Raw genomic sequence first — 18,478 nt, 5'->3', positions numbered from 1 at the left:
GCGCAGGGGTCTCCGGCGCTCGCCGGAGAGCCGGCGCGAGCGGTGGCTCGTCTCCCCGCCGAGCGCGGCGGCGCGCCGTGGAAGCGCGCCGCCGTCCGTCGACTCGAAGGATTCGAAACAGCGGTCCCGTGACCGCGAGGACCCGGGCCTCGACCCGCGTCGAGGCCCGCTGTCGCTCGTCAGGGCGGGGAGGCGTTGGACATGCCGGTGAGCTTCGCCTTCGCCAGGTTGTTCGCCTCGAGCTTGGTCTCCGCGTCCTTGACCGCGGCGGTGCTCGTGCCCGCGATCGTTATCGACTCCTCCCCGAGCGCGTAGATGGTGAACTCGTAGGTGTCGGTGTTGGCGCTCCCGCCGCCGAAATTCGGGCAAGGCCCGAGGTAGTTGCTGTTCTGCTTGGCGCCGATCGACGCCGCGTCCTTGAACTCCTCGGGCAGCGAGGTGACGTTGGCCGGAATGTTGTAGATGACCCAGTGATAGCCGTTCATGTTGGGCGGCGTCTTATGCGCCAGGGTGACGTCGATGAAGGTGATGGCGTAGCTCTTCGTGCCCGGAGGCCCCGCGGTCCAGTTGAGCTCCGGCAGGAGGCTGCCGTTGAAGCCGGCCGCCGCGCAGGTGTACTTGTCGGCGAACTCGGCGCCTTCCTCGTGATTGGGGCTCGTGAGCTTGAATTCGGCGGAGGACTCGCCGCCGCCGCCGCCTTCGTTCGCGCCACCCGCGTCGCCGCCGCCGCCGCCGTCGCCCGCGCCGCCCGTTCCGCCGGTCCCCGTCGTCGCCGCCGTGGTCGTGGAGCTCGCCGAGGCCGTGCTGCTGGTGCTCCCGGGGCCGCTCGTGGTCCCGGTGCTCGTCGCGGAACCCCCGCCGTCGCCCGACGGCCCGGAGTCATCGTCGGAGCAGTTCAACGTTGCGAGCGGCACGCTTGTGAGGATGAGAATTCCTATGCTGCGAGTGAGCCTATCCGTGATGGTTCGCATGCGCGCGATGATGTCACGTCCAGGTTTCCCTCGCGATGGCAGTCGCTTCGCTCCACGAAAAAAAGAATCTCAATTCAGTGGCACATTTCCCGGGACTACGTCCGGTGTCGACACGCTTTATCTCTACAGCTCCGGCGCACACGTTTGGTGTCGACACGCTTCATCTCTACAGCTCCGGCGCACACGTCTTTGTGTCGACACGCTTCATCTCTACAGCCCCGGCGCACACGTCTGGCGCCGGAGGAGATTTGCAGAGAGAGCCGTCGTCGCCGTGCGCCGCCCCGCCGTCGTCGCCGTGCGCCGCCCCTTCGTCGCGGCGTCAGATGGCGACGAACCGGTCGCGGCAGATCAGCGGCCGGTACAGCGGCGCGATCAGGCTGGCCCCGGCCGCGCCCTGCAGCGCCGCGGGCGTCATGCCGGCGTACCGCCGCACGGCGCGGCACAGGTGGCTCTGATCGGCGAACCCGGCGTCGGCGCTCAGCGCGGCCCAGGACAGGCCCTCGTCGAAATGCTCCAGCGCGCGCTGGAAGCGCCGGATGCCCTTCATCTCGCGCAGCGTCACCCCGTGGTGGCGCCGCAGGAGCCGCTCCGACTGGCGCAGCGAGACGCCGAGCGCGCGGGCGAGGCCAGCCGCGTCCCGGTCAGCGAGCCGCGCGTCGCGCAGCGCGGGGGCCGGCGCCGCCGCGCGCGGCGGCAGCGCGGCCGCCCAGCGCCGCACCGAGAGCAGGCGGCCGTGCGGCGTGCCTTCGCGCCGCACGGCCGAGAGGAGCCCAGCCACGGGCGCCGCGCCGATGGCGTCGCGCAGATCGATGCGGCGGTCGACGAGGCTCCCGGCGTCGAGGCCGAACCACGCCGGGAGCACCCACGGCTCGAGCAGGACGATCACCGCGTGCAGCTCGGCGGGCAACCGGTAGCCGAACGGCCGCGTCGCGACCCCGGACAGCCAGACCGCGCCGCCCGCCCGGTCGTCGCGCTCGCTCTGGATCTCGCCGACCAGGCCGACGCTCAGGACCGCGTGCAGCGACGGCAGCGCGCGCGGCGCCGGCGGCCCCCACGACGCGACGCTCCCGGCCACATCGACGAGCCCGGTGATCCCGGGCTGGCCGGCGCCGGCCGCGGCGTGCGCGAGGAGCGGCGACGCGCGGCGTTCGCGGGCGGCGGTGGCGAGCCTCGATGTCGACATCGTTCAATACGCGCCGGCCGCCGGTGGTCACCTTGCTCCGGCGCCGCGGACGTCGGCGCCGATCGTGAGGAGCGAAGCGCATGAAGGCAATCGGAATCCATCGCCACGGCGACGCCTCGCAGCTCGTGCCGCTGGAGCTGCCCGACCCGGCGCCGGGGCCGCACCAGGTGCGGGTGCGGGTGATCGCGTCGTCGATCAACCCGGCGGACGTGCGGGCGCGCTCGCCGTCGCCCGGGCCGCGCCGCATCGAGCGGCAGCTCCCGCTGGTGCTCGGCTACGACGTCTCCGGCGTGGTCGACGCGGTCGGCCCCGGCGTCGAGGGGTTCGCGGTCGGCGACGAGGTGTTCGGCTCGCCCAGCCTGTTCGGGCAGGGCGCGAACGCCGAGCTGGTCGTGGTCGACAGCCGCACCATCGCCCGCAAGCCGCCGGCCCTGTCGCATGAGGAGGCGGCGTGCCTGTCGCTGGCCGGCGTCACGGCCTGGGAGTGCCTCGCCCGCGCGCAGCCCGCGGCCGGCGCTACGGTGCTGATCACCGCGGGCGCCGGCGGGGTGGGGCACCTGATGCTCCAGCTCGCGCGGCACCTCGGGCTGCGCGCCGTGGCGACCGCCAGCCGGCCCGCGTCGACGGCGCTGTGCCGCGAGCTCGGCGCCGCGGTCGTGCTCGATCACGCCACGCAGGACGTCGGGCAGGCCTGCCGGGATCTGACCGGCGGGGCGGGCGTCGCGGCGGCGTTCGACAACGCCGGCGGCAGCGCGCTGGATCAGGCGCTCGACGCGGTGGCCCCGATGGGCACCGTGGTGAGCATCGTGCCGACGCCGGCGCCGGTCGCGGATCGGCTCTTCCTGAAGGCGGCGTCGCTCGTCTATCACGTGATGGGGGCCGCCTCGATGTGGCGGCTCGACCCGCACGCGCAGGGCCGCGCGCTGGCCGCGGTCGCGGCGCTGGCGGCGCAAGGCCACGTCCGGCCCGTCGTCAGCGCGACCTACCCGGTGCGCGACCTCGCGCAGGCCCACCGCGCCATCGAGTCGGCGCGCACCGTGGGAAAGATCGCGATTTGCGTGGAAGACGGCTTCTGAGCCGCGGGACGCTTGCGGGCCCGAGCGCGGGGCCAGCGCGGGGCAGCGCTCCCGGCTCCCCGATCGGCTGATTAGTTAGCCAAACTTACTGATCTTGGCGACGGGGGCAACGGCACGCGGAGAGGTGTCAGCGACGCCGGCTCAGTTCGGAGGCGGGATGAAGACGCCCGGACAGGGCTCGTCGCCGAAGACCCTCATGCCGAGCCGATACATCGTGATCTTCGGGTTGGGCGCCCAGTTCCAGCTGGCTCCGGCGTACGAGTAGTCGTTCGACTCATTGAAGTCCTGCCAGCTGGATGCGTGGAACGCGACGCGAAACTGCTCGGTGGTGCCCGAGGGCGCCAGCGTGACCTCCGGGATCGCCACATCGACGTAGTGCGTCGCGTTCGCGCACCCGCCGCCGGGCACCTCATGGAAGGTCATCGCCGGCGTGGTCGAGCAGCCCCAGCACTCGGCCGCGAGCGTGCCAGGCGGCTCCTTGGTGAAGTAATACCGCACCGTCGTGTTCCAGAGGAGGAGGCTGTCGGTCCCGGTGTTGCGCACCTGGATCCCCGGCGTCACCCAGTTCGCCTGCGGCGTGTGCTCGTCGTACAGCACCTCCAGCCGGCAGTCCGCCGGGCAGGACGAGGTGCTCTCGCCGGTGCTGCAGACGCCGTCGCCGCAGGAGCAATCGGTCGCGCACGAGGCCGGGCTCTCGAGCGGGCCGCAGGCGCCGTCGCCGCACGAGCACACGTCGGACACCGTCATCTCGCACATGGCCTGGACCGCGAGGTGGGCGTAGGTCACGTCCTCGCCGCGGCACCCGTCGTCCGCGCACTGCCTCGGGCGCACGCAGGCGGCGCCGTTCGGGTCGGGCTCGAAATCCGCCGCGCCGCGCACCAGGATGCCCACGAGCTCGTGCGTGGCGAGATCGAACACGCCCGAGCCCGAGTTGCCCACGAACGTGTCCAGGTTCGCGACGAAGAACTCGGGGTCGCTCGCATCGCGGATGTTCGCGCCGTCGGCCAGCTTGAGCGGCAACCCGCGGGGGAAGCCGTGCACGATGAGGTCGGTCTCCTCGTCCAGTGGCGCGCTCGACGCGCGCACGTCCGCGGGCTGCCGCCCCACGACCGGCCGGTCCAGGCGCACGACCGTGTAGTCCGCTCCGCTCGGGTCCCGGTACCACGCAAGGAAGTCCACGCAGCGGTAGAGGTCGTCGCTGGTGATCTGGTTGAGCTGGCCGGTGGAGGGGTTGATCGCGTAATCGAAGACGAAGCGGCTGTCGTTGCAGTTGTTGATGCAATGCCCGGCCGTGAGCACCAGGTCGTCGTCGATCAGCGTGCCGCTGCAGTCGGCGAGCGCCGGCTGGGTGGCGAAGCGCTCGTCGGGGCACACGTTGTCGCGCCCGATCCAGTTGGGCCCGGCGATCTGGATGTCGTTCGGGTCCGAGTCGTCGACCGCCGAGGTGGGGACCAGGGCCACGGTGAAATCCAGCACGCGCTGCGCCCACACGGGATCCGAGTACGTGAACGGCTCCTCCCGGTCGTCGTCACCGTAGATGACCTCGGAGCGGATCTCCCCTGTGGCCTCGTCATCGACATCGACCGGCGTCCCGCAAGCCACGCCGGCCCCGGCGAACACGAGACCCGTGCAAGCGATCCATCGAAATATCTTCATGGCAAACTCCCGAGCTGCAATGTAAGGACATCGAATGCGCTCAAGCTTCGTAAGACACGAGAGCTGGTCAGCGTCGGACTCTAGTTTCCCGGTCGGCGCGGTCCCAATGGATAGTCGGCATGAGCCTCATGCACACCGTGCATCGGGTTTGCCCTCACGCCGGCGTAGCCAGCGTCGTCCCCGCGGAGATCCCGTGACTCGCTACTTTCGGGCGTCGCAGAGCCGCGCCGCCTGCGACAGGAGGTAGCTCTGCTCGGGGAGGTTCGTCGTGCGGCCGGCCGCCTTCCGGAAGTGCGCTATCGCGGCCTCGCGATCCCCGGCCCGCTCCAGGAGGTGCGCGCGGGCGGCGTCGAGGCGGTGATGGCCCTGGAGGCGCGGGTCGGCGTCGAGCGATCTCAGCAGCTCGAGCCCCGCCTCGGGGCCGCGCACCATGGCCGTCGCGATCGCGTGGCTGAGCGCCACCATGGGGTTGTCGGACATCCCGAGGAGCAGGTCGTACAGCGCCAGGATCTGCGGCCAGTCCGTGTCCTCGGCGCGCGCCGCCTCGTCGTGCACCGCCGCGATCGCGGCCTGCACCTGGTAAACGCCGATCGAGCCCCTGGACAGCGCCGCGGTCACGAGCGCGACGCCCTCGGCGATGGCCCCCTGATCCCACAGGCTCCGATCCTGGTCGGCGAGCGGGATCAGCTGGCCCTCGGGCCCGGTCCGCGCCGCGCGCCGCGCGTCGGTCAGGAGCATCAGCGCGAGCAGGCCCGCGACCTCGCCGTCGTCCGGCAGGAGCGCGCGCACGGCGCGCGTCAGGCGGATCGCCTCGCTCGACAGATCGTCGCGGTGCAGCGCGGGGCCGGAGCTCGTCGTGTAGCCCTCGTTGAAGATCAGATAGAGCACGTGCAGCACGGCGCCGAGCCGCGCCGAGCGCTCCTCCGACGCGGGCGCCGTGGGCATCTGGAACGGCACGCCGGACGCCTTGATGGTCTGCTTGGCGCGGCTGATCCGCTGCGCCATGGTCGCCTCGGGGACGAGGAACGCCCTGGCGATCTCGGCCGTCGTCAGGCCGCCGACGGCGCGCAGGGTCAGCGCGATCGCGGAGGACGTCGACAGCGCGGGGTGGCAGCACATGAAGAGCAGGGCGAGCGTGTCGTCCTGCTCCACCGCCTCGTCGCTGTCGGCGGCGAGGGCGATCTGCTGCTCCGGCGGCACGAGGCTGACCACGAACGCCTCGCGGCGCCGGCGGGCGGCCTCGCTGCGGACGTGATCGGTGATGCGCCGCGAGGCCACCTGGATCAGCCAGGCGCGCGGCTCGTCGGGCACGCCGTCGCGCGGCCACTGGGTGGCCGCCGCGACGAGCGCCTCCTGGACCGCGTCCTCGGCGGCGCCGAAGTCGCGGAATCGACGGAGGATGACGCCGAGCACCTGCGGCGCGAGATCGCGCAGCAGGCGCTCGGCCCCGGTGTCCCGCGGCCGTGAGGTCAAGGCAGCTCTTGGGGGGGCGGCGCGCTCATCACCTCGCGCACCTCGATCGCCAGGTTGAGCGGCGCGCCGCCGGGGCCGGGCGCGGCGGACGCCTGGGCGGCGAGCTCGTAGGCGCGCTCGGGGCTGTCGACGTCCACGATCCAGTACCCGGCGAGGAACTCCTTGGTCTCCGGGAACACACCGTCGGTGATGGGCTTGCCGTCCTTGCCGGCGCGCACGAGCTTGGCCTGCTCGGGCCCCGCCAGGCCCTCGGCCCCCACGAGCTCTCCCGACGCGCTGAGCTGCTGGTGGAAGCGCTTCATGAAGGCGATGTGCGCCTGGAAGTCCTTCTGAGGCCAGCTGGCGACCTGGTAGGGACCGCCGTGCGGGGTGTGCATCATCATGATGTATTTCATGGCCGACTCCTTCTCATCGCGGGCGCCCCGGGGATCGGGGCGCGTTCATGGGGAGGTCGGAGCCGAAGGCGGGGTCTCGACATCCCGGGCGACGATAGCGAAGAAATTTAGGGACCGACACAGGGTCCAAGGTGGGTGAGTGTAGGCGTCGCGCCCGGCGGTGGGCGTTCGTCGGCGGCGCTCGCCGGGCCCGCGATGCGGCCCTCGCGCTTGCGTGGACGACGTTATCGGCTGCGCCCGCGTCGTGCGACGGCGAGGGGCGAGCGACGGTACGTCCTCGAAGCGCGTCCGGGCTCTCCCGCGGACGGCGGGATGGGTGGTGCCGTGTGCTCGGCCGTCGCAGGTGCCCGGCGGATGAGGGGGTGTGTGCTCGGTCTTCGCAGGTTGTCGCCCACCGGCCTCCCATCGCGGGCGGATTCCGCGGCCCTGCGCCCCCTCGCGGTCGTGGGCGGCGCCTCTCGAGGTGAGGTGCCTCGGCGTGGCGAATCCCGTCGCCGCGGGTCGACGCGCCCGGCGAGGCGCGCGCGTGGCGCCTCGCGCGCCGGGCCCGCTCCTCGGACCGGGCGCGGGACATGCACCCTCGCGCTCGGATTCTCACCGCTGATCGAACCTGGAGGAGCGTCGATGGAGAAGCGTGCTTTGCAAGGGAAACTTGGACGCAGGCAATTCGCGGGCAGGGCTGCGGCCACCGCCGGCATATCGCTGCTCGCCACACCGGGCCTCGCGATCGGGGCGGGCAAGGGCGCAGACAGCGAGTCGGTCGGGCCGATCTCCCTCCCGGAAGGGGCCGCCTTCACGCCCGGCGTCTACGTCGATCAGCGCGCGAGGAAGCCGATCTACCTGCCGGGCGCGAACGCCGGCTATGCCGCGCACGCCGTGTCGGAGGTCCTCTTCTGGACGGACCAGCTGATGGAACACGGGATGTTCATCGCGCTGCTGATGCCCGGCGACCGCCTCCGTGGGCCGCGGAGCGAGGCGCGGCAGTTCCAGATGACCTTCGCCGGGCATTTCCTCTCGGCCCGCGACCGCGGCTATCGCGATGACGGGCTCTCCTCGCTCCTCCTCTCGACGCGGGCGGACGTGCTCCAGTTCATCGAGTACAAGCGCCGCATGCAGCGCGCGCAGGAGGCCGGCACCCTCAAGAGCCTCGTCTGGCCGCTCTTCTTCGACCACATCGCGCGCGAGGCCGAGCGCTTCGCCGACCGGCTCGCTCTGCTCGCGCAAGGCAGCGCCGCGCTCCAGAGCGACGAGGTGGCGGCGTTCTGGACGACGATCATGGCGGATCACCTCGAGTTCGTCGCGCACCTGCTCGACCCGCAGGAGCGCGCGCTCGTCGCGGACGCGAAGGCGCGCGCGGAGCAGCTGTACCAGACGCACGCGCACCGCGTCGGCAGCGGGCAGCTCGCGACGATGGCCGACGAGGTCATCGACTTCAAGACGGCCGCGGAGCACGGCATCGAGGCGGGGCAGATCAAGAGCATCATCGATCCATCGCTCGCCGATCACGTCCTGCGCGAGGCGGTGCGGTTCTCCGACGAGGTGCGGCGCGCCGTGTGAGTCCCCGCGGCCCTCCACCCGTCGGCTGCCCTCGACGAGCGAGCATGGACAGCCCCCTCAGACGCGAAGAAGAGCGACAGCGCGCCGCCTCGCCCGGCCGGGTGGACATCCGATGAGGTCCGCACAAGATGTCGTGCGGGCATAAGACGGTGCGCGATTCCCATCGTTCATCGTCTGCAGTGGATTCAACGCGGAGGGGGCGACCATGAGGTCGACGAGAAGAATTCAGGCAATCCTCGCATTCGGCGTGCTGGCGGCCTTCGCTGGCGCAGCGCGCGCTGCCAGCGCAGGGGAAGCGGCGTCGGGCGTCGCCGCTGGGGATGCTCAGCCTCGGGCTGCTGAGGAGACGGACTCCGAGGCCATCGGCAGCTCCCGGCAGCCCTTCCCGTGGTATTGCAGGCAGAGGTGCCAGAGCGCGCTTCGTTTCTGCTTGGCGTACCGGTTTGCTCCGCCGTACGCGTGCTACCAGCGCTACTGGAGGTGCTTGGCGAGCTGTCGTCCCTGGCCGGGGCCGTTCTCCGGCAGATAGCGTCGCTGCGGGGAGCAGGACCGGCGTGCTCGGCCTGCCGCGGGCCGGCGCGCGCGACCTTTCCCTCGACGTCGGCCCGATGTGGCCTCTGCCGTCGCGCGGCGCTAGGCCCCTCGCGCGACCGCCGCGGCGGCGCGAGGAGGGGACACGGATGTTCGTGCTGATCTCGATCGACCTGGAGGGGTGCGCGGGGGTGGTGCATGTCGACCAGACGCGCCGGGGCGGCGGCGACTACGAGCGCGCCCGCGCGTGGATGAGCCGCGAGGCGAACGCCGCCGCGCTCGGCGCGTTCGAGGCGGGGGCCACGCGGGTCGTGGTCAACGACAGCCACGCGGACATGCGCAACCTCCTCTTCGAAGAGCTGGATCCCCGCGTCGAGGTGATCTCGGGCGCGCTGAAGCCGCTGTCGATGGTGCAGGGGATGGACGCGGGGCAGCCGGCCGCCGCGTTCTTCGTCGGCTATCACGGGGGCGCGGGGCTGCGCGCGAGCGTGCTCGACCACACCTATTACGGCGCGGTGGTGGGCGAGATCCGGCTGCACCCCGCGAGCGGCGCGGCGGACGATCCCGGGCTGTGGGTCGACGAGGCCGCCATCAACGCGCTCGTCCTGGGGGAGGCGGGGGTGCCCGTGGCGCTGGTCACGGGGGACGAGGCGGTGACCGCGCACGCGAGCGAGCGGTTCCCGGGGGTGACGACCGTGGCCGTGAAGTCGTCGATCACCCGCTACAGCGCGCGGTCGATCCACCCCGACGAGGCGTGCCGGCGCATCCGGACCGCGGCGAGCGAGGCCCTGCGGGGGCTCGCGCGCGTCAGGCCGTACACGCTCCCGCCGCCGATCGGCGTGACGTTCTCGCTGCTCACGACCGCGTACGCCGACGCGGCGGAGCTCGTGCCCGGGGTCGTCCGCGTGGACGCGCGCCGCGTGAGCTACGTCGCCCCGAGCGCGCGCGAGGTGCTCCGCGCCGTCCTCGCGATCACGAAGATCGCCGGGACGGTGGTGGTCTGACGGAGCGGCGCTCGCCCCCCGGGCCGGCCCGGCGTACGGCGTCTGTACAGCGATGACCGGCCGGGGTTACGCTGCGCGGGCCCGGCGGGCGTCGAGCGCTGGGCGCGCGGCACCGAGGCCGCATGCGAGGCAGCGATGGAACTGACGTTGACCAACGAGGGCGGTGTGAAGTTCGTGGAAGGCGTGCCGGACGAGGCCTTCCTGTCGAGCGACCGCGACGTCGATCGCCTGCTCGAGGCCTGTTTCTCGGACGGCGTGCGGTGCGCCCTCCTCTACGCGGCGAACCTGCCGGCCCCCTTCTTCGACCTGAGCTCGCGGCAGGCGGGGGAGATCCTGCAGAAGCTACGGAATTACTGGGTCCGGCTCGCCGTGGTGTGTCCGCCGGGAGGGTCGGGCTTCAGCAGCCGTTTCGGTGAGATGCTGGCCGAGGAGCGCCGCGGCGCGTATTTCGGGGTGTTCGAGACGCGAGACGCCGCCGTCGAGTGGATTCGCGAGACGTCGGATGAAGAGCAGGTCTGACGCGCGGCGATGATCCGGGCGGGCGCCGCGCGCGCCCGCTCGGCGCATCCAGGGGAGTGCCGGAAGGAGCGCGCGAGGGCCAGCCGAGGCCCGCGCCGGCCCGCCGGCAGGCTCATCGCTGCTGCAGCTGCGCGACCAGGTCCTCGAGGCGGTCGTAGCTGAGGGCCGCGCCGTGCTCCATGCCGGACGCGATGACCGCGTCGCGCACTTCCTTCGACGGATAGCGCGTCGTGGTCGTGACGCGCGTCTTGCCGCCCTCCTCGGTGAGGACCGATGTCACAAGCGAGACGGTGTCCGGGTACATCTCGAAGATCTCGGTGTACACGAGCCGGCTCGGCGGCGTGATCTCCTTGTACTCGCCGTGGAAGGCGGCCTCGCCGTGGGGGTGGCGGTTCACGAAGCGCCACGCGCCGCCCGGACGAAGGTCGATCTCGCAGACGGACACCCCGTAGCCCTCGCCCAGGCAGCCCCACCACCGCTTCACGTGCTCGGGCCTCGTCATCGCCTCGAACACGAGGTGCCTCGGCGCGTTGAACAGGCGTGTCATGTGGATCTCCTGCTCCGACGGCGTCGTGACCTGGAAGCTGTCCTTGTTTGCTGCGCTGGTTGCGACCATGACTCTTCTCCTCCTGCGCTGACCGTCCCTGAACGTGGTGCGCCGCAGATGGGGCGGCACCCGTATCTAACCGAAAGGTTAATTAACTTTTCGGTTAAGTACATCGCCGCACCGTGCTTGTCAAGGAGAGGAACGCCGAGCGCGGCGCGCCCGGGAATCGGTCTAGATCGTAGGAGATCGTGCAGCGCGAGAGGGATGGAGCTCGCCATCCCGGAGCGCGGGCGCGCTGGCCCGGGGTCGGGACGGCGCCCATCCCCTGGTCGAGGAAGCCGCCGCCTACCGCGATGCGCGCGGGGACGGCCCGTCGCGCTCCTCGTCCGCGGTCGCGCTCTCCCCCGCCCCGAGGAGCGCCCGGGCCGCGCGCTCCGCCTCCGGCGCCGTCAGGCCGTGCGCCGCGCCGGCCCGCGCCACCGCCCGCCGGAACCTCGCCCGGGCGTTCGTGTGCTCCACGCTGATGAGCACCAGGCTCAGGATCGCGAGCCCGGCGCTCGCGCCCGGGCTCGGCACCGACCACGCCAGGCACCCGATCGCCACCGTCAGCAGCACGCTGCACAGCACCATCGACTCGCCCAGCGCGCGCGACCCGTCCGCCATGGCCTGCGCCAGCGCCCGCGCCGCCCCCGGCTGGACCTCCTCGCCGCCCTCGCCGCCCTCGCGGCCGTCCTCCAGGGCCGCGCCCGCGTCCGGCTCGCTCGACGTCGACCCGCTCCCCGCCGGCGGCAACGCGGCCGCCCCGGCGGCCAGACCCCCCGCGCCGGGCCGGCCCTCCGCTCCCGCGTCCATCCTCGTGCTCGGGCTCCACGTCGACATGCTCTGCTCCCTTGCTCCGACGCCTCCGCCGCGCGGAGCGCCTCTGACCTTCATCCGTGGCTCGGTCCACCGGTCCAGGCCGGGCGCGCGGCGCCGAGCCGCCCGCGCGCCCCGCCGCACCGCGCTCACGACGCGCCCGCCGGCGCCTCCGGCCGGAGCAGCGGCGACGGCGGCTGCTGCCTCCGCGCCTCGAACACGCTCGCCCTCGCCGCGGGCTCGTCCAGCGACTCCAGCGCCTCGGCCACGGTCGAGAACACCCGGCCGCCGATGAACGCCTGGAGGAGCCCCGCCTCCTGCAGCCGATCCGCCACGCGATCCGACGCCCGCGACAGGAGCGCCCGCGTCCCCTGCTCGCGCAGCTTCCCGAGCAACGCCCGGAACGCCTCGATGCCCGTGCAGTCGATGAGCGGCACCCCGGCGAGATCGAACACGAGGTGCCGCGGCAGCGGCCCCCCCTCGGCCAGCGACCGGATCTCCGTGTGCGACGCGAAGAAGATCGGCCCCTCCACCCGCACCACCGCGACGGGCGGCGTCGGCCCGAGCGACCGGCGCGCCGGCAGCTCGAGCAGCCGCGGCATCTCCTCCGGCTCGTCGGTCGCCGTCACCAGCGACACGTCCACCCGCCGCTGCATGTGGGCGAAATGCACGAGCGACAGCACAAGGCCCATCAGCACCCCGCCGACGAAGTCGGTCGCGACGATCGACCCGGCCGTCGCCACGAACACGAACGCCTCGAACCGCGAGACCCGCCACATGAGCCGCACCTGCTGCCAGTTGATCAGCCGGTAGCCGACCACGAGCAGGATGCCGGCGAGCCCCGCGAGCGGCAGCCGCTCCACGAACGGCCGCGCCAGGTACAGGAGCCCGAGCAGCGTCACCGACTGCGTGAGCGCCGCGAGCCGCGTCGTCGCCCCGCACTGGAGCGCCGCCGACGACCGCACGATCGCGCCCGCGACCGGCATCCCGCCGATCATCGAGCTCACCATGTTGGCCACCCCCTGCGCCATCAGCTCCTGCTCGCTCGAGTGGCGCTTCGCGTTGCTCTGCGCGTCGATCGCCACCGCCGACAGCAGCGAGTCGATCGACGCGAGGAGCGCCAGCGCGATCGCCTCGGGCAAGATCGCGATGAGCTCGAGGCGGTCGAACGCCGGCAGCGAGGGCGCGGGGAACGACGCCGAGATGGGCCCCACCGACGCCGTGCCGACGCCGAGCGCGCTCACGGCGAGGACCGCCGCCCCGAGGCCGATGAGCCCGCCAGGGAGCCGCCGGTGCAGCTTCGGCAAGAGCACCGTCGCCGCGACGACCAGCGCGCCGATGCCGACGGCGAACGGATCGATGTGCGCGAGCCAGCCCGTCCCCGGCAGCGAGGACACGAGCCGCATCTCCGCCGGCAGGCCCAGGAGCCGCGGGAGCTGCGAGTTGAAGACCAGAAGACCGACCGCGGCCATGAAGCCGCCGATCACCGAGACGGGGATCATGTGGATGAGCCGCCCCACCCGCGCGACCCCCATGAGCACCTGGAGGACGCCGCACAGGAACGTCGCGCATAACAGCCCGTGCGGCCCGTGCCGCTGCAAGATCTCGAAGGTCAGCGGCACCAGCGCCACCTCGGGCCCCGTGACCTGCAGCCGTGATCCGCCGAAGAGCGCCGCGATCACGCCGGTCACCGCGCCCGTGATGAGCCCGGCGCTCGCGGGTAATCCGCACGCCAGCGCGAGCGCGAGGTTCAGCGGCAGCGCCACGAAGGCCACGGTCAGCCCGCTCAGCAGGTTGTCCGCGAGGCTCCTGGGAGCGACCATCTCCTTCCAGGAGGTCACCGTGTCTGCCCACATCGAACGCCAGAAGTTCGGTTGGGCCGTCGTTGTCAGAGTAGGCGAGGGGGTCATGAGGCGCCGCAATTCACGCGATGTGCCAGGCCCGCGCCTCGCCGGAATCCCGCGTCCCCGCGCGCCGCCGCCGCCCGGCGTCTGGATCCGCCGACACTCGCTTGAGGGGCCCGGCCGACGCTGTCGGCGGTCTCCCACAGGGGCGCTCCTGACGTCCCGTGTCCTCGAAAAAGTGTGGAATGTCGGCGGCTCGTGCGTTCGATGACGCGCGAGATCATAGTCGGGGTCTCGCATGCGCCTCTTGACCCGACTCGTGCTGTCTCACACCGCCCCGGTGCTCGTGATGCTGGTCGCCCTCGGCGTGGTCCTCGGGTCGCTCGCCCAGATCACCTCGTCGCTGCAGAACCTCTTGAGCGACGAGACCGAGGAGCTCCGGCGCGAGGCGGCGCTCCACCACGCCGCCTGGGCGATGGGGCTCGCGATGCGGCGCGGTCAGGAGGCGTGCTCGCGCGGCGCTTCGTGGGACGAGGTCGCCCCGATCCTCCGCACGCGGATCGCCGCGCTGAAGGCGGAGACCGGCGACCCCGCCTTGCTCACGTCCGACCCGATGCTCCCGTCGATCGACGGCCACCTCCAGCTCGCGCAGGGCGCGCTCGACGGGGGCACGTGCGGCCACCTCACCGACCCCGACGTCCAGCACGAGCGCGTGCGCCTCGACGAGCAGCTCACGGACGCGTGGGTCATGCGCATCGGCGAGCTCCAGGACCGCGTCCGCTCCAAGGAGGAGGACGCCCGCGGCGCCAGCGCCTCGGCGCTCTCGAACGGCCTCGCCATCTCCATCGCCGCCTGCGTCGTCGCCGCGCTCCTCGCGCACCGGATCGCGCGCACCGTCACCGAGCCGCTGGCGGCCATCGCCACGCAGGCGCAGCGCCTCGGCAAGGGCCAGTTCGACGCGGCCGCCGAGGTGCGCGGCCCCGCCGAGGTGCGCGACCTCGCCCTGGAGATCGAGACCATGCGCAGGCGCCTCGCCGAGATCGAGACGCTCAAGCAGGGCTTCCTCGCCTCCGTCTCCCACGAGCTGCGCACCCCGCTCACGAAGATCCGCGAGGCCATCTCCCTGCTCGAGGACGGCGTCGGCGGCGGCGCGCTGAGCGAGCGCCAGACCCGCATCCTCCACATCGCCCGCGTCGCCTGCGAGCGCGAGATCCGCATGGTGACCACCCTGCTCGACCTCTCCCGCCTCAGCGCCGGCTCTCCCATCCGCCTCCAGGACGGCTCCTCCATCGACGATCTGATCCGCAGCGCCGTGCGCGACGAGGAGGCGGAGGCGCGCGAGCGCGGCGTCACCATCGAGGTCGAGACGCCGGGCGACGTCCCCCCGTGCAGCCTGGATGTGGCCCTGGTCGAGCGCGCCGTCGCGAACCTGGTGCGCAACGCGACCTCCGTCTCCAAGCCCGGCCAGCGGGTGCTCGTGCGGCGCGAGCTGGTCGAGGACACGAAGGGCGGCCGGCCCGGCCGCCGGGTGATGATCAGCGTCACCGATCAGGGCCCGGGCGTCCCCGGGGAGATCCGGCAGTCGCTCTTCGAGGAGTTCAAGACGCAGCCGGTCGCGAACTCCCCGAAGCGCGTCGGCATCGGCCTCGGCCTGGCCCTCTCCCGCAAGATCGCCCGCGCCCACGGCGGCGATCTGGAGCTCGACGACCACGCCGCGAGCGCCGCCTGCGCGGGCCAGGACGCCCGCGCCGCGGGGGCCACCTTCCGCCTCTGGCTGCCGCTCTCGACCGAGCGCTCTTCCGAGCAAGCCCCCGCTGCGCTACACCCCCTCCCCGCGGTTCCATGAGCCCTGCCCGTAAGCCCCACGTGGTCATCGTCGACGACGAGCCGCACCTCTGCGAGCTGCTCGCCTTCCGCCTCGAGCACCACGGCTACCGGGTCACCACGGAGCTGACCGGCGCCGGGGGCATCGCCGCCCTCTCCCGCGAGCCCGTCGACGCGATGATCGTCGACCTCCGCCTCGACGACTGCGACGGGCTCGACGTGCTCAGCGAGGTGCAGAAGCGCTCCCCCGACGTGCCCGTGGTCATCCTCACGGCCCACGGCACCATCGAGATCGCCGTCGAGGCGATGAGGCGCGGCGCGTACGGCTTCCTCACGAAGCCGTTCCACGACCTCGATCTGCTCCAGAAGCTCGCGCACGCGGTCGAGAGCAGCTCGCTCCGCCGCGAGGTCGCCGGCCTGCGCCGCATCATCGGCGCCCAGAGCGACGAGCTGCGCCTGCTCGGGACGAGCGACCGCATCGCCGCCGTCCGCGAGATCATCTCCCGCGTCGCCCCCACCGACGCCACCGTCCTCCTGCTCGGCGAGTCCGGCACCGGCAAGGAGCTCGCGGCGCGCTCGCTCCACGCCCTCTCGCAGCGCCGCGGCAAGCCGTTCGTCGCGGTCAACTGCAGCGCCCTGCCGGCCGAGCTCCTGGAGAGCGAGCTGTTCGGCTACGTGCGCGGCGCGTTCACCGGCGCCACGCGCGACAAGGAGGGCCTCTTCGCCTCCGCCAACGGGGGCACCCTCCTGCTCGACGAGATCGGCGACGCCCCTCCCGCGGTCCAGGTGAAGCTCCTCCGGGTGCTGCAGGAGCGCCGCATCACCCGCGTCGGCTCGCTCAACGAGGAGGAGGTCGACGTCCGCGTCGTCGCCGCGACCAACCGCGATCTCCTCACCGAGGTCCGCGACGGCCGCTTCCGCGAGGATCTCTTCTATCGCCTGCACGTCGTCCCCATCGTCATGCCCCCGCTCCGCGAGCGGGTGGAGGACATCCCCCTGCTCTGCGAGGTGTTCCTCTCCCGCGCCGCGGCCCGCCACGGCCTCTCCGAGCCCAAGCTCACCCCCGAGGCCCTGCGCGTGCTCCTCGCGCACCCCTGGCCCGGCAACGTCCGCGAGCTCGCCAACGTCATGGAAGGCGCCGTCCTGCTCTGCCGCGGCGAGCGCCTGCGGCCGCAGGACCTCAGCACCCTCCTCGTCCCCCCCGCCCGCAAGCTCGACGGCTGGTCGAGCGGCTCGGAGCCCGAGGACGCCGAGACCCCGGCCATCCCGGACGCCGCGGGCGAGATCCTGTCGGTGGCCTTCGGCGACCCCGGCTCGGCGCTCCCGTCGCTCAAGGAGGCGCGCGACACGTTCGAGCGCGCCTACCTGGTCGAGGTGCTCCGCCGCGCCAACGGCAACGTCAGCGCCGCCGCGAAGCTCTCCGGCAGGAACCGGACGGACTTCTACGACCTCCTCCGCAAGCACGGCCTCTCCTCCGCCAGCTTCAAGGAGTGACGCCCTCGGCGGACGTGGCGCGCGGCGCGCCGGGCGGCGCTGCTATCGGGGCGTGTCGTCGCCGGCCGGGTGATCGATGAGGTAACGCCAGGTCCCGTCAGGCTGCCTTCGCACCACCTCCGCCGAGCGCGCCGTCTCGGTGACCTCCTCTCCGTCGGGGCCGACGAACGACAGGCGCCATTCGCCCTGCAGCAGGGCGACGTCCCCGGCCTGCATGCAGTAGTTGTTCTTCGACGCCATGCGGCCTCGCAGCGCGAGGAGGGCGCCGATCGCCTCCCGGATGGCGGGCGCGCCGGCGGCGCGCTGGCCCGGCGCCGGCGCCAGCACGGCCCCGGGCTCGTAGAGCGCCATGATCCGGTCGAGATCGCCGGCGTTGAAGGCATCGGCGAAGATCGCGTTCATCTGCTGGGGTTCCTTGACGTCCATGCGTGACCTCCAGCGCTGACCGTGGCCCCCACGGGCCGTGGCGTCCATGCACGAATCTTCAATTCACTCGTGCGCCGGTGGAACGATCGAGGGGTACAATCGACCGGTGATCGATCTCAACGAGATGGTCTGTTTCGCGCACGTCGTGGACCAGGGCAGCTTCGCCGCGGCCGCGCGCCGGCTCCGGATCCCGCCGTCCACGATGAGCCGGACGATCGCCGCGCTGGAGCGGCGCCTCGGCGCTCGCCTGCTCGAGCGCACCACGCGCAAGCTCCGGCTGACCGACGCCGGCGCGCAGTACCACGAGCGCTGCAGGCGCATCGTCGCCGAGGCGGAGGAGGCCGATCGCCTCATGGCGGCGCGCGCCTCGCGGGCGCAGGGCACGGTGCGCGTCTCCGTCCCGGAGGCGTTCGTCGAGCGGCTGCTCGCGCCGGCGGTGACTCGGCTCCTCGCGACCTACCCCGACGTCCGCGTCGAGTGCCTCACCGACGATCGCTATGTCGATCTCGTCGGCGAGCGCATCGACGTCGCCCTCCGGGTCCTGTCGCCAAGGGACCGCTCCGCGCAGGGGGCGCGCCGCCTCGGCGAGACGAGCCCCGTCCTGTGCGCGTCCCCGGCTTACCTCGAGGCGCGCGGCGCGCCGCGGGCGCCCGAGGGCCTGTCGTCGCACGCCCTGTGCGCGTTCGGCCGCGATCGGAGCGCGTTCTCCCTTCGCCTCGTCGATCGCGCCGGCCGCGCCGTCCGGGTCCGCGCCGTGCCGCGCCTCTTGACCACGAGCGACGCCCACCTGCGCTCGGCCTGCCTCGGCGCGGCGGGCATCGCGCTCCTCCCGCCGTTCGTCGTCGACGCCGATCTCCGCGCCGGGCGCCTCGTGCGCGTCCTGCCTCGCTGGACCGGCCCGGCGCTCCGCCTGTTCGCCGTCACGCCGAGCGCGCGCGCCGTCCCGGCGCACGTCCGCGTCTTCCTGGACCTGCTTTACGAGCACGTGAGCCAGCACCCGCGGCTGCTCGACGCCGCCGCGTGACGCGCCGAGCCCATCATCACCGCTCCGCGGCGGCGATGGACATGCAGGGATCGTGTCGAGCGGTGTACAGAGCCTCTGACGAACTCATCAGGTAAAACG

The 18,478-nt window shown here is 72.6% G+C and carries 16 protein-coding genes; 7 read left to right on the top strand and 9 right to left on the bottom strand.

Annotation, left to right across the window (positions count from 1 at the left end):
* Positions 1-179 precede the first annotated feature (179 nt).
* Both WME98_RS02950 and WME98_RS02945 read right to left on the bottom strand, forming a co-directional pair.
* Entirely contained in the window at positions 180-914 is a 735-nt protein-coding gene (locus tag WME98_RS02950) for a YbhB/YbcL family Raf kinase inhibitor-like protein (protein WP_437949863.1), read from the bottom strand.
* 376 nt (positions 915-1,290) lie between these two features.
* On the bottom strand, positions 1,291-2,154 hold the full coding sequence (locus tag WME98_RS02945; protein WP_437949862.1) for a helix-turn-helix domain-containing protein: 864 nt from the start codon (positions 2,152-2,154) through the stop codon (positions 1,291-1,293).
* An 80-nt stretch (positions 2,155-2,234) separates the two neighbouring features.
* On the opposite strand from WME98_RS02945, the gene WME98_RS02940 reads away from it, so the two are divergent.
* Positions 2,235-3,230, top strand: a complete 996-nt coding sequence (locus WME98_RS02940) for a quinone oxidoreductase family protein (RefSeq protein ID WP_437949861.1) — start codon at positions 2,235-2,237, stop codon at positions 3,228-3,230.
* 141 nt (positions 3,231-3,371) lie between these two features.
* On the opposite strand, the gene WME98_RS02935 is transcribed toward WME98_RS02940, so the two are convergent.
* From WME98_RS02935 to WME98_RS02925, 3 genes are all read right to left on the bottom strand, one after another.
* Positions 3,372-4,886: a trypsin-like peptidase domain-containing protein gene (locus tag WME98_RS02935; RefSeq protein ID WP_437949860.1), complete on the bottom strand. Its 1,515-nt coding sequence runs from the start codon at positions 4,884-4,886 to the stop codon at positions 3,372-3,374.
* A gap of 201 nt (positions 4,887-5,087) precedes the next feature.
* Complete coding sequence (locus WME98_RS02930) at positions 5,088-6,359, bottom strand: RNA polymerase sigma factor (RefSeq protein WP_437949859.1); 1,272 nt, start codon at positions 6,357-6,359, stop codon at positions 5,088-5,090.
* Positions 6,356-6,754, bottom strand: coding sequence for a YciI family protein (locus WME98_RS02925; protein WP_437949858.1), 399 nt, complete (start codon positions 6,752-6,754; stop codon positions 6,356-6,358). Before WME98_RS02925 ends, WME98_RS02930 begins: the two co-directional genes overlap by 4 nt.
* A 624-nt stretch (positions 6,755-7,378) precedes the next feature.
* Between WME98_RS02925 and WME98_RS02920 the strand changes: the two genes are divergently transcribed.
* From WME98_RS02920 to WME98_RS02910, 3 genes are all read left to right on the top strand, one after another.
* Complete coding sequence (locus WME98_RS02920) at positions 7,379-8,311, top strand: DUF2935 domain-containing protein (RefSeq protein WP_437949857.1); 933 nt, start codon at positions 7,379-7,381, stop codon at positions 8,309-8,311.
* A 680-nt stretch (positions 8,312-8,991) separates the two neighbouring features.
* Positions 8,992-9,846, top strand: a complete 855-nt coding sequence (locus WME98_RS02915) for a M55 family metallopeptidase (protein WP_437949856.1) — start codon at positions 8,992-8,994, stop codon at positions 9,844-9,846.
* A 135-nt stretch (positions 9,847-9,981) separates the two neighbouring features.
* The gene (locus tag WME98_RS02910) at positions 9,982-10,365 is read left to right on the top strand and encodes a DUF4180 domain-containing protein (protein ID WP_437949855.1); all 384 of its coding nucleotides are present in this window, start codon (positions 9,982-9,984) and stop codon (positions 10,363-10,365) included.
* Between the two features lie 112 nt (positions 10,366-10,477).
* Here the strand turns inward: WME98_RS02910 and WME98_RS02905 are convergent, their stop codons facing one another.
* From WME98_RS02905 to WME98_RS02895, 3 genes are all read right to left on the bottom strand, one after another.
* Positions 10,478-10,981, bottom strand: coding sequence for an SRPBCC family protein (locus tag WME98_RS02905; protein ID WP_020738171.1), 504 nt, complete (start codon positions 10,979-10,981; stop codon positions 10,478-10,480).
* Positions 10,982-11,257: 276 nt separating this feature from the next.
* Positions 11,258-11,791, bottom strand: coding sequence for a hypothetical protein (locus WME98_RS02900; protein ID WP_437949854.1), 534 nt, complete (start codon positions 11,789-11,791; stop codon positions 11,258-11,260).
* Between the two features lie 125 nt (positions 11,792-11,916).
* The gene (locus WME98_RS02895) at positions 11,917-13,608 is read right to left on the bottom strand and encodes a SulP family inorganic anion transporter (protein ID WP_437949853.1); all 1,692 of its coding nucleotides are present in this window, start codon (positions 13,606-13,608) and stop codon (positions 11,917-11,919) included.
* A gap of 310 nt (positions 13,609-13,918) precedes the next feature.
* Between WME98_RS02895 and WME98_RS02890 the strand changes: the two genes are divergently transcribed.
* Positions 13,919-15,457: an ATP-binding protein gene (locus WME98_RS02890; RefSeq protein ID WP_437949852.1), complete on the top strand. Its 1,539-nt coding sequence runs from the start codon at positions 13,919-13,921 to the stop codon at positions 15,455-15,457.
* On the top strand, positions 15,454-16,929 hold the full coding sequence (locus WME98_RS02885; RefSeq protein ID WP_437949851.1) for a sigma-54-dependent transcriptional regulator: 1,476 nt from the start codon (positions 15,454-15,456) through the stop codon (positions 16,927-16,929). The genes WME98_RS02890 and WME98_RS02885 overlap by 4 nt, the downstream gene beginning before the upstream one ends.
* Before the next feature lie 42 nt (positions 16,930-16,971).
* On the opposite strand, the gene WME98_RS02880 is transcribed toward WME98_RS02885, so the two are convergent.
* On the bottom strand, positions 16,972-17,355 hold the full coding sequence (locus WME98_RS02880; RefSeq protein ID WP_437949850.1) for a YybH family protein: 384 nt from the start codon (positions 17,353-17,355) through the stop codon (positions 16,972-16,974).
* 46 nt (positions 17,356-17,401) lie between these two features.
* On the opposite strand from WME98_RS02880, the gene WME98_RS02875 reads away from it, so the two are divergent.
* Positions 17,402-18,379: a LysR family transcriptional regulator gene (locus tag WME98_RS02875; protein ID WP_437949849.1), complete on the top strand. Its 978-nt coding sequence runs from the start codon at positions 17,402-17,404 to the stop codon at positions 18,377-18,379.
* Positions 18,380-18,478 lie beyond the last annotated feature (99 nt).

Source organism: Sorangium sp. So ce296, from assembly GCF_051529605.1.
GTDB classification, from domain to species: Bacteria; Myxococcota_A; Polyangia; order Polyangiales; family Polyangiaceae; genus Sorangium; species Sorangium cellulosum_D.
This window is presented reverse-complemented; position numbering and strand designations above follow the sequence as displayed.

Bases quoted from the DNA above. Each gene is read 5' to 3' on its own strand.
- WME98_RS02945 (WP_437949862.1), bottom strand. From the start codon at position 2,154: ATGTCGACATCGAGGCTCGCCACCGCCGCCCGCGAACGCCGCGCGTCG.
- WME98_RS02940 (WP_437949861.1), top strand. From the start codon at position 2,235: ATGAAGGCAATCGGAATCCATCGCCACGGCGACGCCTCGCAGCTCGTG.
- WME98_RS02935 (WP_437949860.1), bottom strand. From the start codon at position 4,886: ATGAAGATATTTCGATGGATCGCTTGCACGGGTCTCGTGTTCGCCGGG.
- WME98_RS02925 (WP_437949858.1), bottom strand. From the start codon at position 6,754: ATGAAATACATCATGATGATGCACACCCCGCACGGCGGTCCCTACCAG.
- WME98_RS02920 (WP_437949857.1), top strand. From the start codon at position 7,379: ATGGAGAAGCGTGCTTTGCAAGGGAAACTTGGACGCAGGCAATTCGCG.
- WME98_RS02915 (WP_437949856.1), top strand. From the start codon at position 8,992: ATGTTCGTGCTGATCTCGATCGACCTGGAGGGGTGCGCGGGGGTGGTG.
- WME98_RS02910 (WP_437949855.1), top strand. From the start codon at position 9,982: ATGGAACTGACGTTGACCAACGAGGGCGGTGTGAAGTTCGTGGAAGGC.
- WME98_RS02905 (WP_020738171.1), bottom strand. From the start codon at position 10,981: ATGGTCGCAACCAGCGCAGCAAACAAGGACAGCTTCCAGGTCACGACG.
- WME98_RS02900 (WP_437949854.1), bottom strand. From the start codon at position 11,791: ATGTCGACGTGGAGCCCGAGCACGAGGATGGACGCGGGAGCGGAGGGC.
- WME98_RS02885 (WP_437949851.1), top strand. From the start codon at position 15,454: ATGAGCCCTGCCCGTAAGCCCCACGTGGTCATCGTCGACGACGAGCCG.
- WME98_RS02880 (WP_437949850.1), bottom strand. From the start codon at position 17,355: ATGGACGTCAAGGAACCCCAGCAGATGAACGCGATCTTCGCCGATGCC.
- WME98_RS02875 (WP_437949849.1), top strand. From the start codon at position 17,402: ATGCACGAATCTTCAATTCACTCGTGCGCCGGTGGAACGATCGAGGGG.